Below are 14454 nucleotides of genomic sequence, written 5' to 3' on the forward strand. Positions count from 1 at the left end.
CAAGTCGTTCAGTATAGGCTAAGCCGCTGCGCTCGTTGTAAGCGGAAGTTGCGGAGAACCTGTCAGACGCGCCGCCGCGCGCGCGCAATCCGGTAAACGAAGTCGCAGCCAAGGCCGCCGAGAGCGCACCAGAACATGGCGCTAAAGAGCCAGGCCACCTCCTGCCAGAAGGTGCGTACCGGGGTGAATAAAATGTGAATCAAAATATAACAAAGGGGGGCGGCGAGCAGCGCGCCCACCAGCGGCACGATGGCGCGGCGGCGACGGGAGACCAGACCGCCGAGGATGCCTGGCAGGGTAAAGAGCAGCAAACCAGTCGCCGGATCGCCAGGCGCGGGCAGTTTGCCCTGCATATTCATCACCAGAGAGAGGCAAATTGCGATAAAAAGGAGACCACAGCAGATAACGCCGAACCAACTACGCCTGTTCTTCAAACACGCCTCCTGACTTTTTCTCTATCGACGTTTACACCGTTTTAAAGAATGTCGGACGGATAAAGCGTTGCGGCAATTATTGCCTGAATGGCACCCATGCAAACAGACGATTGTCACTAGCCGTTGTTATGCAATGAGATTAAACTAACGGCCAGTTTATGTTTTGTGCGGGGTGTCTGGTGTTGCACGGCTTTAATTTATCCGCCAGCGCATAGGCAAAACACTAGCTCAAATCACCATTTCTATCAACAGCTTACAAGTAAACAAGAAGTTAGACTCCGTGAATATAAACGTCGCAGATTTGTTAAATGGGAATTACATACTGTTATTGTTTGTGGTTCTGGCGCTTGGGCTTTGCCTTGGAAAATTACGACTGGGATCTATCCAACTGGGTAATTCTATTGGCGTTTTAGTCGTTTCTTTATTATTAGGCCAGCAACATTTCAGCATTAACACCGATGCCCTGAACCTCGGCTTTATGCTGTTTATTTTCTGCGTTGGCGTCGAAGCTGGACCTAACTTTTTCTCAATTTTTTTCCGCGACGGTAAGAATTACCTGATGCTGGCGCTGGTATTAGTCGGTAGCGCGCTGTTGATTGCGCTCGGTCTCGGCAAACTCTTTGGCTGGGATATCGGCTTAACCGCCGGGATGCTCGCCGGCTCGATGACCTCGACGCCGGTTCTGGTTGGTGCGGGCGATACGCTGCGCCACTCCGGCATGGAGAGCAGCCAGCTTGCCAGCGCGCTGGACAACCTCAGCCTCGGCTACGCCTTAACGTATCTGATTGGTCTGGTGAGCCTGATCTTTGGCGCGCGCTACTTACCGAAGTTACAGCATCAGGATTTGCAGACCAGCGCCCAGCAGATCGCCCGCGAGCGCGGGCTGGATACCGATGCTCACCGCAAAGTCTATCTGCCGGTGATCCGCGCCTATCGCGTCGGGCCGGAACTGGTGGCTTGGGCAGATGGCAAAAATCTGCGCGAGCTGGGGATCTACCGCCAGACCGGCTGCTATATCGAGCGTATTCGCCGCAACGGTATTCTCGCCAACCCGGACGGGGACGCGGTGTTGCAGATGGGCGATGAGATCTCGCTGGTCGGCTACCCGGACGCTCATGCGCGCCTCGACCCGAGTTTCCGTAACGGTAAAGAGGTGTTTGACCGCGACCTGCTGGATATGCGCATCGTCACCGAAGAGGTGGTGGTGAAAAACCACAATGTGGTCGGCCGCCGCCTGGCGCAGCTGAAGCTGACCGATCACGGCTGCTTCCTTAACCGCGTGATCCGCAGCCAGATTGAGATGCCCATCGACGACAATATCGTGCTCAACAAAGGGGACGTGTTGCAGGTGAGCGGCGATGCGCGACGCGTGAAAACTATCGCTGACCGCATCGGCTTTATCTCCATTCACAGCCAGGTGACCGACCTGCTCGCCTTCTGCGCCTTCTTTATCGTCGGCCTGATGATCGGCATGATCACCTTCCAGTTCAGCTCCTTCAGCTTCGGCGTCGGTAACGCCGCCGGTCTGCTCTTCGCTGGCATCATGCTCGGCTTCCTGCGCGCGAACCACCCGACGTTTGGTTACATTCCGCAGGGTGCGCTGATGATGGTAAAAGAGTTCGGCCTGATGGTGTTTATGGCCGGGGTCGGTTTAAGCGCCGGGAGCGGCATCGGCAACGGCCTTGGTGTTGTGGGCGGACAGATGCTGATCGCCGGATTACTTGTTAGCCTGGTGCCGGTGCTGATCTGCTTCCTGTTCGGCGCCTACGTCCTGAAAATGAACCGCGCCCTGCTCTTCGGCGCGATGATGGGCGCACGCACCTGCGCACCGGCAATGGAGATCATCAGCGATACCGCGCGCAGCAACATCCCCGCGCTGGGCTACGCAGGTACCTATGCCATCGCCAACGTGCTGCTTACCCTCGCCGGGACATTGATCATCATTATCTGGCCGGGGCTCGGATAACTCCGAAGCTAAGAAATATTTCGCTTATACGCAGAACTTTTTTGTGGGGTGTCAGTCATAACTAGTGCCACTGCTTTTCTTTGATGTCCCCCGATTGTGGAGCCCATCAACCCCGCCGCTTAGGTTCAAGGTTGATGGGTTTTTTGTTGTCTTCTATATTTCTTTATTAAAACCAACCAGTTACGACCGTTAATTGCAGTTCACTGCGATAAAATAGCGACAGCGATCTGATACATAAGGAAAAAACGTTATGGGACGACAAATACCGTAATCTCTATATTTTTCGATCATATGGTTCAGTAGAGAACCGTGCTACTATGAATAGATTATTCATCTAAGCAAATGCCCTAGGTAATAGTTTTGATATAGCAAAATCGGCTAGAGCACAAGAATGGCTTCGCAGAATCAACAAAGAGCACGATGACCGGCTTTCAATTCTTAGAGACTCGATAAAAGGTTATATGGAAATAGAGCTGCCGAAAAGTAACATCTTCTCTTGGCGATAAAACAAAGTTAGTTTTGTTGCCAACTGGCTAATTTAATTGGCAATACTACTTTCGCTATGTGACTGGAAAGCATATTTGTGATGGCGCATCAATAGCCACACATAGTCCCAAAGAATATCTCGAAAAACGCAACATACCTGCGATAGACATGGGGTTCTTAAAAGCATTAGAGACCTTCACACTGATCCACAAGAGGAGTTGTCCGCCGCTTGCAACATGATGGAATCAACTTTTAAATCCTACATCGCTAAAGAGAAGCTATCATTTTCAGCGAAATGAGATTCGCAAGGACTATGGAAAGTTGTCCGCGAGTCTTTGGGACTCGATGTAAAACTGTTGAAGATGAGAACCTTAAAAGAACATTAAGTGGCTTATATTAATCTACATGATGGTATCGGCACTTTATAAACTCATGTAAGTTCAAAACATGGAGCTTGAAGAAAAACCTACAAGATTAAGCCTAGTTACGTAACGATTAGTCATAAATACGGCTCACACATTAACAAAGTTCATTCCTGGATCTCTGGAAGGGTAAAAAATATTTATAAGAGGTCAGTGAACTATGACCAACTCCACTTTGGGAAATGATAAAGCTTATAGATGACTTATCAAAATGGCACCATATTTTTACGACATTATTATTAGAGGTCGGTCAAATGAAAAATGAATTTCGTGGTTTCTACAGCACTCCAGATGAGTCTCTTGAATCGGTGTGGAGAGATGACACTACTCTTTTCGTTTTGGATACCAATTGCTTACTCAATTTATATAGATGCGAGGATGCCACTCGAGAGAATATTATCAAAGTTATGAGGGGATTATCCCATCGGATTTGGATTCCATTTCAGGTTGGTTATGAGTACCAAAGAACCAGAAGGACCGTAATTGAAGAAAGTATCTCAAGCCTATCTAATATAAAGCATGAATTAATAAAATTCTATAAAGAAAGTATACTTGAAAAAGCTGGTATTAAAAAACACCTATATAATAAACTAAGCCATGACATTTCTGAATTCCAAGAAAACCTTCAGAATAACATTGACACGTTCATAACTACTAAGATTGACGCCCGCATTAAAAACAAAGAGAAAATCTCAAAGCATGATTTTATTAGGGATGAGCTTGATGAAATAATTAGTGAACGTGTTGGCAGTACTCCAACTCAAGAAGAAATAGATAGAATCAATGATTTAGGAGAGGATCGCTATCAAAAAAAAATCCCTCCTGGTTTTAAAGACTCGAGCAAAAAGGGAGTATCCTATTATTCAGACATTATAATAAAAGACAAGTTTGGCGATTTATATTTATGGGAACAATTAATAGTAAAAGCTAGAGAAGATAGTATCGAAACTGTAGTTTTTGTTTCAGACGATGTAAAAGAAGACTGGGTTTTCATCCACAAAGGAATAACTCACGGACCTTTAGAATCTTTAAAAACAGAAATATGCAAGCGTTCCAATTTAAAAAATTTTAGACTCATAAATCAACTATCTTTTCTCCGTGAGGCTAAAGATTATCTTCCTGGTGTAGATGTAAGCAATGACACGTTGGATGAAGTAAAAGATTTAGTAATGACACCCGTGCACCCTAATGTAAACGATTCTGCCGTAGATAACTACTTTGAGCATGAACTCCCCAACGCTTACCAACGCGCTGTTAACGATGGTTTTGTAAACTATTTTGATAATATAAAAAATAAAAAATTCAAAGCAATCAAAGAGCTCATACTACGTTCAGAAGAAGCCTTAGATAACCTCAATAAAATTAGTAGTGATTGCATAGCAAACATCTCTATATTAAACCGTTACTCTAGTAAGTTGAACGAAATGTATGGTGAATCATCCATTGAACGCTTCATACAAAATCTTTCTTTAATATTAAAAGACTCACAAATTATAGCCCTTACCATTAAGAATCAACACCTTTCAATGAGTAGGGTCAATAGAATTAATGCAAAAAATTTAGAAATTTTTATTGATGATTTAGAAAGAAAAACCCATGAATTAAAACAAGAAAATGAAATAGCCAAATCTTATATTAACGATTTACTCTAGGAGTATTTGTATCTATTTTTATTTTTAGCCACTTGCAAAGCGAGTGGCTTTTGATTAGATAACATCCCATTTTTAAAAATATAATTAACCTCCCCATAATCAAAACATCCCCAGTAACAACATCAAGCCTGATGAACTATCACTCACCTAAAAAACCTGAGAAAGTGTAAATATACACGATTTATTTCGACGTACTTTCTGAGCCCGTAACCAGACAACGTTATAATCGTCATTTCTTCGGTATCAGATTCTTCAGTGGTCAATATAGACTTTTATAGTTTTATTCTGAAAGCCACTAATCTATGTTTTCTCGTCCTTATTTCGTTCAGCGTCCTTAACAGATGGGAATCGAATATTTCAGTGCAGTATGTACGGTTAAAGTGCTCAATAAATGCTTCTTAATTAGTGTGCCTTATTCGATAAATCCCAGCCTTACCGCGTGAATTTTTTCCCACTCAGCCATAGTTTGCGAAATAAAATCCGGGTCGTTACCCATAGGAAACATCGCGGGGTTTCCCCGAGTTACAGCGATCCTGTCGGACACATGAATCACTGATCAGACCAGCAAATTCAGATCTATTACTATATGACAATCATGGTCAAAAATTTTATGAGGCGAATTCACACCCCCTTAAAAAAATTAACCTTCATATAATAATTTTTTCTTTCGAATTTCCTCGCTAAAAGTTTTAGAGTTTAAATCAATCAAGTCTAGATCTCTAACTTTTCTTGAGGCAGTATACTGGCTTGTGTCAAGCATATAAGCTTCAAATACTAAACCATCCGCTCCTTTTTTTAACGTCACGCGTGATTGCACTAGATGAACCAACCGTAGATCAATCAACTGATTAATAGCATCTCTCTCTGGCCCTGCCATTTTCTGATTAATGAGAAAAATATTGCATTTAGCATCATTCAGACAAAAAGAAACTAATTTAGCAAAAGCGCCCTCAAGAGCTATTCGATCATCATCCGCATCTAGCTTAAACTCTTCTCTTTTAATGTCCCCATATTCGCCCGTCGCTAAGTTAACATCTTCAGCACCAATTCTTGGGCCTCTAGGGTGGTCTGGCCCTCTCTCACGAGCGTGGTTGATTGCTTTTGTGAATATACCAATAAAATCTCGCGTTACGCCACCAGAAGCTATAATTAATCTATCAACCGCTGTGGAATTGAGTAGACCATTTACTGTTATCGGAGGCGTTTCAACCATAAGGTTGGAAAGGATTTTTTGCATGAACTGTTTCAGCGTTGAAAACTTTTCTAAAGATATATCAATGTTAATCTCTTTAGCATCATCACCTAATTTGACGCCTGTCGGCGGATCAGTATGTATATACCATTCACTTCTATGTTTAATTGTGCCAATTTTTAGCCATAGACCGTTCCCTTTGGCTACTCTATGAAAGTAATCAATGACCTTAGCTTGATCTGTCCTTCTAATGTGATATAAATCATCAAGTATCAGATATGCGGGCCCCTCTGATAAACTTGCCAATTTATTAAAAAACTTTTGGAACTTAAGAATATTTTGATGAAGATACTCAGTTTTAATAGATTTGTAACCCTCACTATGTTCTTTGGTTGCAATCTCACCATTTTTGATTCCAAAACCTAAATCTATTGGGCCTTTTTTTAAACCTACATTACCTGCTGTTTCGAAATTATCTGTCGTAACCTCCTTCCTTTGAATATCAACTTCTTCAGGTTGCTGTAGTTTTTGCTCGAGATCTGAGATGATTTTTTTTAGCTCTCCAATAAGTTCGTTTGTTGCAGCCTTTTTGAAAGGTTTCCTTTCTGGAGCCCGCCCAAAAATCCTATTCCAAAAAGAAGTTTTAGTAGCTGGTGTTAAGGCTGCTGTTTCTAGCCACATTTCGAATTCTTGGAGGCTTTTTATTAAAACACTTATAAGTACATCTGGATAGGAATGACCTTTGAATGTTTCCATATCGACAAAGGAAATTGGCCTTCTGTCTATAGTTAAATCGGCTACAACTTTTCGAAGTAAAGATGATTTCCCTGATCCCCTTCGCCCAAAAATTAAACTGTGTTGTTTAGCTTTAGATTGAGCAAGAACACCTGGAGCAGGTTCGATAAAACGTTTTACATTTTCAGGAGTAGCTCGCATAGCCTCATCACAAAGAATGATAAGATTGTCTACCTGCGCATCTCTTAGCTGAGAGGGTTCATTTTTTGCCATTTTTTGCACCTCCTTAAGAAAAACCTCAAACTATCAACACACATCTTTTTCAACAACAAGTTAATTTCATTAATTAGATCTCACTCACTCATATATCTTCTTTTTAGCTTCATCCCATATAGAGTAATTTTTGCGGACATGCATAGCATTAGCAATAAACCCACCAGAATTGGTAGGTTTCAAAAAGGTAATCCTATGCTTATTACGCAACTTAATGCAGGCTCGCCACTGTAATATTCTCTGGAAATGGAGACTCATCGAGTGTTTCATTCGTACTCTAAAAAAAGAATTGCACGATTTTGATTCAACCTTCAGGATCATTTGATGATAAGCTGGAAATTTACGGAACACACAAGAATCTAACAGCACCATTTTATTATATCGAGGAGCTTTATAAGAGTAACATCATCATCCTTCGAGAAAGAACATATTTATAAAAAAATAAAAATAACATCACAGCGTTTTCGAAAGCATATAGAACGTCCTTTACGATTTAATTGCTTATTATGTTATAGAATAAATTCGAAATTAATGGTCTACTCGACTAAATAAAAGATTAAACATACTTGTGTTTTATGCCATGCATAGTTTTTAGTAACGATAATGTGACATCGGTGGCTTAAACAGCAATATTTTCAAAAACCCATCCTAAACCACATCGCCCACAGCATATAAACCCCACCTATCAGGAAGAACCCTCGATAGACGTTAACAATCCCTGACTGGTTGCGCAGGTAAAACTTGAGCGGGTTACGGTGCAGGTTGGCTGCATTATGGGTGGTGTGAAACTGCGTCATTTTCTCTGCGCCTTTGCCTGCGAGCGCGATAAAAAAGCTCAGGGCCATAATCGCCATCAGCGCCATATAGCTTTTTAGCAGGATCGTCATGGCTGCGACCGTCATCGCGCTGGAGTGGTGTTTAACCAGCACAACCCCATGCTTGCTCAGCGCCATCGCACCGATATTAAGCGCCAGATGCACCACTATGAATATCCCGAAGTATTTCGCATTGGTTTTAAAGGTGTTTTTGAGGGTAACGTTGAATACCCACGCAAAAAGCGCTGCCGTCGACGCTAACCACATGACTGTGTTGATAATCATCCCTTCCCTGCCTGCATCACGTTGATCAATTCATAAAAAAGGGCCGTAGCGGCCCGGGAAGCGGGTATCCTGCCATCAATCGCGCAGCGTGTTAAAAACTTTTTCGTCTACGCCTCTGTCACGGCATAACAACATTCCCTCGTGTGAGGTTCGGCTAAGACTGAAGTGTTGGCCATCAAAGTAGAGCCCGAAGCCTTTTGTGCCGCAGGTTGATGCGTCTTTAACTCGCCAGATCTTCTGCTCATCCGCCGTAAGTGGATTTCCGAGAATGATAAACAGTGACTTTATGCCGTCTCGCGGATAGGCGAAATGTTTAGGTTGCGTTCCCGCGCCGTACAGGAAGTAGCATGGCGAACGGAGGTCAAGCCCGTAACGCTTTATCGCCCCATCGGGTGAAGTGACGCTTAATTGGCACTTTTCACCCTCTTTCTGCAACGCCAGGCCGTGCGCTTCATAGGTGAAGCTGTCGGTGGTAGTGGATTGCGCATAGCTCGCATTGCTGGCCAGCAACAATGCAACTGCGGTTTGCATGATAAATTTCACTTTTATTGCTCCCTCAATAAACTATTACCCCAATGTATCATTAACATAACCGTATGCATTTTCTTAATTATATTGAGTAACCTCATGGCTGTTATTCACCTCCTGCCACCGTAACCACGCAAAAAATGCTAGTGTTACTTCACCTTACTTTTTTTGATGTGAATCTATGACTGAAAACGCCTCCCGAAAAGCCCTGCGCCATCGCTTATGGGCGCTGTTCACCTTCTTCTTTCTCCCCGGATTATTAATGGCCTCATGGGCGTCACGCACGCCGGCGATCCGCGATGTGCTCTCGGTCTCGACGGCTGAAATGGGCGCGGTGCTGTTTGGCCTGTCAGTCGGGTCGATGAGCGGCATTCTCTCATCGGCCTGGCTGGTAAAGCGCTTCGGGGCGCGCAAAGTGATCCGCGCCAGCATGTCTTTCTCGGTACTCGGGATGGTGATTTTAAGCATTGCCCTGTGGTTTGCCTCGCCGCTGCTCTTTGCCGTCGGTCTGGCCTGCTTTGGCGGCAGCCTGGGCGCGGGCGAAGTGGCGATGAATATCGAAGGCGCGGTGGTTGAGCAGGAGATGAACAAAACCGTGCTGCCGATGATGCACGGCTTTTACAGCCTTGGCACGCTGGTTGGCGCAGGTGTTGGGATGTCGTTAACTGCCCTTGGCATCAGCGCGAATCTGCACATTCTGCTGGCGGCGCTGGTGGCGATTGTGCCGATTATTCTGGCGATCTCCGCCGTGCCGGAGGGGACCGGGCAAAACAGCGCCGAAGAGCACGCGAACCGTCAAAAAGGGATGCCCTTCTGGCGCGATACGCAGCTGCTGTTAATTGGCGTGGTGGTGCTGGCGATGGCGTTCGCTGAAGGCTCGGCTAACGACTGGCTGCCGCTGCTGATGGTGGATGGTCACGGCTTCAGCCCCACTTCCGGCTCGCTGATCTACACCGGTTTTACGCTTGGCATGACCACCGGGCGCTTCTGCGGCGGCTGGTTTATTGACCGCTACAGCCGCGTCGCCGTGGTGCGCGCCAGCGCGATAATGGGCGCACTGGGTATCGGCCTGATTATTTTTGTCGACAGCGCCTGGGTGGCGGGCTTCTCGGTCATTTTATGGGGCTTAGGCGCATCGCTCGGCTTCCCGCTGACCATTTCGGCGGCCAGCGATACCGGGCCGGATGCCGCGACGCGCGTCAGCGTGGTGGCAACAACGGGTTACCTCGCTTTCCTCGTTGGCCCGCCGCTGCTCGGCTTCCTCGGCGAGCACTACGGATTGCGCAGCGCGATGCTGGTAGTGCTTGGTCTGGTGCTGATTGCCGCGCTAGTGGCGCGCGCAGTGGCAAAACCGGAACCGCAAGCCCAGGCGGAACTGGGTTAACAGTGCGGCGGCGGCCTGCGGGCTGCCGCCTTATCCTTCCAGCGAATTCCCCATGCGCTTATCGCGCAAAAACACCACCATCAGCCCCAGCCAGATAATACCGTTCAGCAGGTTGAACAGGCTGAACAACCCGTTACCGCCGAGCAGCCAGGCATGTTTACTCACCTCAATACCGACGGTGAAGATAAACATCTGCAACATGCCCATCGCCGCTGACACCGTGCCCTTGCTCATCTCGCTGGCGAACAGCGTCAGGCGCACCAGCCCAGCGTTGGCAAGGCCAATGCCGAAGGCGTAAACGCTTAACCCGGCCGTCATCCACAAATAGGCGTGGGAAGAGGCGACCGTGGCAAACGCCGCCAGCAGCAGACCGGCCACAATCGGCCAGCCGCCAAGGATGATCAGCGCGCGCACGGTGCGCCGCGAAGTCAGCCGCGCCAGCACCAGGTTGCCCACAATCAGCGCGCCGAAAATCGGCACCTGCAACAGGCCGTACTCATAGCTGCTGAGCTGCTCGCCGCTGATGATAATAATCGGCGACTGGGCAATCCACGCCAGCAGCGGCAGGCTGACAAAGCCGATAGCCAGCGCGCCCGCGACAAAGCGCACGTTTTTCAGCACCTCGGCGTAATCACGCCACAGAGATTTAAACGAGAGCTTCTCGCCAAGTCGCGTGGCGGTCTCCGGCATCGCCCGCTGCAGCCCGAAGAAGGAGAAGGCCGCCAGCAGCGCAAAGAGCACGAACATCCCCTCCCACGGCGCGGCATGCACCCAGGCGGCGCCCACCAGCGGGCCAAGCAACGGGGCAATCAGCGCGACGTTGGCCATCAGGGCGGTGATCTTGATACAGACCGCCTCCTCAAACGACTCCTGAATCGCTGCGTACCCCACAGCGCCAATAAAGCAGAGGCTAATACCCTGTAAAAAGCGCAGCAGCGTGAACTGCTCAATGTTCTGCGCCAGCAGTGTCGCCAGGCAGGTGACAATAAACCACACCACACCGGTAAGCATCACCGGGCGACGACCGATGCGGTCGGAGAGCGGCCCTAACAGCCACTGTAAGAACATGCCGCCTGCCAGGTAGGCGGTCATCGAGGTCGGAACCCACTCAATGCCCGCGTTATATTGCTCGACCACCGTTAACATACCGGGCTGAATCATATCGTTGCCGATATAGGTGGAGAATTCGTAAAGCACCAGACAGAGGGGGAATAACAGCGCCCGTCGTCCCAGACGTTGGCCGGAAAGGGTATGGTTTTGCATGCAATCTCTTCCTTTGAAAAATCGCGCAGAGTGTAATCAAAGCCACCGCGCGACGGTAGTGAATTCTCCCGCAAAAACAGATAAAGCACGTATTCACTCGTTTAAGGTTTGCTTAAGTGACAGGGCGTACTCTGAGTCCAGGAATCGTCTAACTCTCTACGGAGTAAGACAAAACCCCTTTACCGTGTGCCGCACCGCTTTTATGGTGAGCGCTTTGATCCATCCGGACTGTCATCAAAGAGTAATCTGTCTATGTTAGAGAGCCTGAATCACACCCTGTTCTACTGGATTAACGCCACGCCCGACTCGCCCGCCTGGCTCCTGACCGTCGCCCACGTTGTTGCCAAAGATCTGATCAATATCGTGCCGCTGCTGGCGGTTGGTCTCTGGCTATGGGGGCCTCGCAGCCAGGTCAGCGCCCAGCGTCAGTTGGTGATCAAAGTGGCGATGGCGATCGTCGTCAGCCTCTCGCTCTCATGGATTTTAGGCCATACCTTTCCGCACGACAGGCCTTTTGTCGATCATGTGGGTTATAACTTCCTGCCGCACGCGGCGGATGACTCCTTCCCGAGCGATCACGGTACGGTGATCTTCACCTTTGCCGTTGCGTTTCTTGCCTGGCACCGTTTCTGGTCCGGCGCAGCGCTGATGGTGACGGCGTTCGCCATCGCCTGGTCGCGCGTTTATCTTGGCGTCCACTGGCCGCTGGATATGCTCGGCGGTTTGCTGGTCGGCATCTGCGGCTGCCTGAGCGCACAAATTCTTTGGCAGGCCTTCGGCGAGAAGATTTATCACGCCGCGCAGCAGATTTATCGCCTCTGTTTTGCCTTCCCGATCCGTCGCGGCTGGATGCGTGACTAAGCGCCAGGGCGCAGGTAAGATAAAGGCCCCGCTTATGCGGGGCTTTCTTTTATTCGGGTGAATTATGGAAACAAGACGTGACGAGCGGATCAACCAGCTGCTGGCGGCGCTCAAGCGCAGCGATAAGCTGCATCTGAAAGAGGCGGCTGCCCTGCTTGGCGTTTCTGAAATGACCATTCGTCGCGATCTCAGTACCAACAGCGCTCCGGTAGTGCTGCTCGGCGGCTATATTGTGCTCGAACCGCGCTCTGCCAGCCACTATCTGTTAAGCGATCAGAAAAACCGCCTCGTCGAGGAGAAGCGCCGCGCGGCAAAGCTCGCCGCTGCCCTGCTGCAACCGCACCAGATGGCCTTTTTTGACTGCGGCACCACCACGCCATGGATTATTGATGCGCTGCCTCAGGATCTGCCCTTCACCGCCGTCTGCTACTCGCTGAACACCTTTCTGGCGCTGCAAGAAAAACCGCTGTGCCGCGCCATTCTCAGCGGTGGGGAATTTCACGCCAGCAACGCCATTTTTAAGCCGCTGAACTTCAATGAAACCCTGAGCAACCTGCGCCCGGACATCGCTTTCTACTCGGCGGCGGGCGTGCACACAGAACAGGGTGCGACCTGCTTTAACCTTGAAGAGCTGCCGGTAAAACACTGGGCGATGAACAGCGCGCAGCGTCATGTGCTGGTGGTCGATCACAGTAAATTTGGCAAAGTGCGCCCGGCCTGCATGGGCGCGTTAAACCGTTTCGATGTGATTGTCAGCGACCGCCAGCCGGATGATGGCCTGGTCAGCGCGGCGAAAAAAGAGCAGATCACCCTTCTCTACTGACCGCGCCCGCCGGGCACGGTCACAACGGCTACGAGAACCAGCTACCAAACCACTGGTGGAACTTCAGCAGGACAAAATCCCACATCCGGCCAACGAAGCCCGCTTCATTCACCGCTTCCATCACCACCAGCGGGCGCTGCTCAATGGTTTTGTCATTGAGCTGGAAGTTGATGGTGCCCACCACCTGGCCCTTCTTCAGCGGCGCTTCAAGCTCCGGCTGGTTGAGGGTGAAGCTCGCTTTCAGGTTTTTAAACTGCCCTTTGGGGATGGTGATTGAGCCTGCTTCGCCCGCGCCAAGCTTCGCTTCGCTGCTGTCGCCAAACCAGACGCGCTGGCTGACAAAGGTGGCGTCAGGTTTCACCGGCGTCACCGTTTCGAAAAAGCGGAAACCCCAGGTAAGCAGTTTTTCTGACTCATTAAAGCGGATGCGGTCGGTTTTCGCCCCCAGCACCACGGAGATCAGGCGCATATCGCCCTGGGTTGCCGAGGCGACGAGGTTGTAACCCGCCCCCTCGGTGGTGCCGGTTTTCATGCCGTCCACGTTCATGCTGGTGCTCCACAGCAGCCGGTTGCGGTTGGGCTGGCGGATCTTATTGAAGGTGAACTCTTTCTCTTTATGGATCGCGTACTCGTCCGGCACGTCGTGGATCAGCGCTTTGCCGAGCAGCGCCATATCGCGCGCGGTGCTGAACTGCCCCGGCGCATCAAGCCCGTGGACGGTTTTGAAGGTGGTATTGGTCAGGCCGAGCTTTTGCGCATAGCTGTTCATCAGGCTGACGAAGGAGTCCTGGCTACCCGCCACATAGTCGGCGATAGCGATGCTGGCATCATTGCCGGACTGAATAATGACCCCTTTATTCAGGTCCGCCACAGATACATGGTCGCCCGGCTTCAGGAACATCAGCGATGAGCCGCGCAGCGCCGGGTTGCCGGTCGCCCACGCATCTTTGCCAACGGTGACGGTATCGGTCAGGTGAATTTTTCCCGCTTTCAGCGCCTGGCCGACCACATAGCTGGTCATCAGTTTGGTCAGGCTGGCAGGGTCGAGTTTTTCGTCGGCGTTGCCCTCGGCCAGCACTTTGCCGCTGGCGTAATCCATCAGGATCCACGCACGGGCATCGACCGGGGGCGCGGCAGGCGTTTGTTCCACTGCATATAACGAAGGGGAGAAGAGAAACAACAGCGCGGATCCTGCTGCCAGGCCGCGAAGGGATAGAGAGAACTGCGTCATATAAGCCACCCGAGTATCCTTTCAATAAAACGTCACATCACCGTGCCGTAACAAACGGTGAGTAATAACGCACAAACGAAACGAAAAAAACCGCTACTGGGTAA

11 protein-coding genes are annotated in these 14454 nt (G+C 49.1%); 5 read left to right on the forward strand and 6 right to left on the reverse strand.

What is annotated here, in order from left to right; translation table 11 throughout:
• Window positions 1-62: 62 nt before the first annotated feature.
• Complete coding sequence (locus SOM48_RS03360) at window positions 63-434, reverse strand: inner membrane protein YbjM (protein ID WP_094420370.1); 372 nt, start codon at window positions 432-434, stop codon at window positions 63-65.
• A gap of 280 nt (window positions 435-714) precedes the next feature.
• Between SOM48_RS03360 and SOM48_RS03365 the strand changes: the two genes are divergently transcribed.
• Window positions 715-2400 carry an aspartate:alanine antiporter gene (locus SOM48_RS03365; protein ID WP_023481407.1) on the forward strand — a complete coding sequence of 562 codons (1686 nt, stop codon included), beginning with the start codon at window positions 715-717 and terminating at the stop codon, window positions 2398-2400.
• A gap of 1162 nt (window positions 2401-3562) precedes the next feature.
• Window positions 3563-4960 carry a PIN-like domain-containing protein gene (locus SOM48_RS03370; RefSeq protein ID WP_320511427.1) on the forward strand — a complete coding sequence of 466 codons (1398 nt, stop codon included), beginning with the start codon at window positions 3563-3565 and terminating at the stop codon, window positions 4958-4960.
• Between the two features lie 640 nt (window positions 4961-5600).
• On the opposite strand, the gene SOM48_RS03375 is transcribed toward SOM48_RS03370, so the two are convergent.
• The 3 genes from SOM48_RS03375 to SOM48_RS03385 all read right to left on the reverse strand — a co-directional run bounded on the left by SOM48_RS03375 (window position 5601) and on the right by SOM48_RS03385 (window position 8803).
• Window positions 5601-7160 carry a hypothetical protein gene (locus tag SOM48_RS03375; protein WP_320511428.1) on the reverse strand — a complete coding sequence of 520 codons (1560 nt, stop codon included), beginning with the start codon at window positions 7158-7160 and terminating at the stop codon, window positions 5601-5603.
• 635 nt (window positions 7161-7795) lie between these two features.
• Window positions 7796-8260 carry a hypothetical protein gene (locus tag SOM48_RS03380; protein ID WP_139567877.1) on the reverse strand — a complete coding sequence of 155 codons (465 nt, stop codon included), beginning with the start codon at window positions 8258-8260 and terminating at the stop codon, window positions 7796-7798.
• 75 nt (window positions 8261-8335) lie between these two features.
• Window positions 8336-8803: a hypothetical protein gene (locus SOM48_RS03385; protein ID WP_320511429.1), complete on the reverse strand. Its 468-nt coding sequence runs from the start codon at window positions 8801-8803 to the stop codon at window positions 8336-8338.
• A 166-nt stretch (window positions 8804-8969) separates the two neighbouring features.
• Here SOM48_RS03385 and SOM48_RS03390 point away from each other — a divergent pair, with 166 nt between their 5' ends.
• Complete coding sequence (locus tag SOM48_RS03390) at window positions 8970-10172, forward strand: MFS transporter (protein ID WP_076769619.1); 1203 nt, start codon at window positions 8970-8972, stop codon at window positions 10170-10172.
• A 30-nt stretch (window positions 10173-10202) separates the two neighbouring features.
• On the opposite strand, the gene SOM48_RS03395 is transcribed toward SOM48_RS03390, so the two are convergent.
• Window positions 10203-11435, reverse strand: a complete 1233-nt coding sequence (locus SOM48_RS03395; RefSeq protein ID WP_320511430.1) for an MFS transporter — start codon at window positions 11433-11435, stop codon at window positions 10203-10205.
• A gap of 252 nt (window positions 11436-11687) precedes the next feature.
• Here SOM48_RS03395 and ybjG point away from each other — a divergent pair, with 252 nt between their 5' ends.
• Window positions 11688-12296 carry an undecaprenyl-diphosphate phosphatase gene (gene ybjG / locus SOM48_RS03400; protein ID WP_320511431.1) on the forward strand — a complete coding sequence of 203 codons (609 nt, stop codon included), beginning with the start codon at window positions 11688-11690 and terminating at the stop codon, window positions 12294-12296.
• A 64-nt stretch (window positions 12297-12360) separates the two neighbouring features.
• On the forward strand, window positions 12361-13119 hold the full coding sequence (gene deoR / locus SOM48_RS03405; RefSeq protein WP_288882233.1) for a DNA-binding transcriptional repressor DeoR: 759 nt from the start codon (window positions 12361-12363) through the stop codon (window positions 13117-13119).
• A 28-nt stretch (window positions 13120-13147) separates the two neighbouring features.
• Here the strand turns inward: deoR and dacC are convergent, their stop codons facing one another.
• Window positions 13148-14350, reverse strand: a complete 1203-nt coding sequence (dacC, locus tag SOM48_RS03410; RefSeq protein WP_128483297.1) for a serine-type D-Ala-D-Ala carboxypeptidase — start codon at window positions 14348-14350, stop codon at window positions 13148-13150.
• Window positions 14351-14454 lie beyond the last annotated feature (104 nt).

The sequence above is a fragment of the Kosakonia sp. CFBP8986 genome (assembly GCF_034044935.1).
In the GTDB taxonomy this organism is placed as follows: Bacteria; Pseudomonadota; Gammaproteobacteria; order Enterobacterales; family Enterobacteriaceae; genus Kosakonia; species Kosakonia cowanii.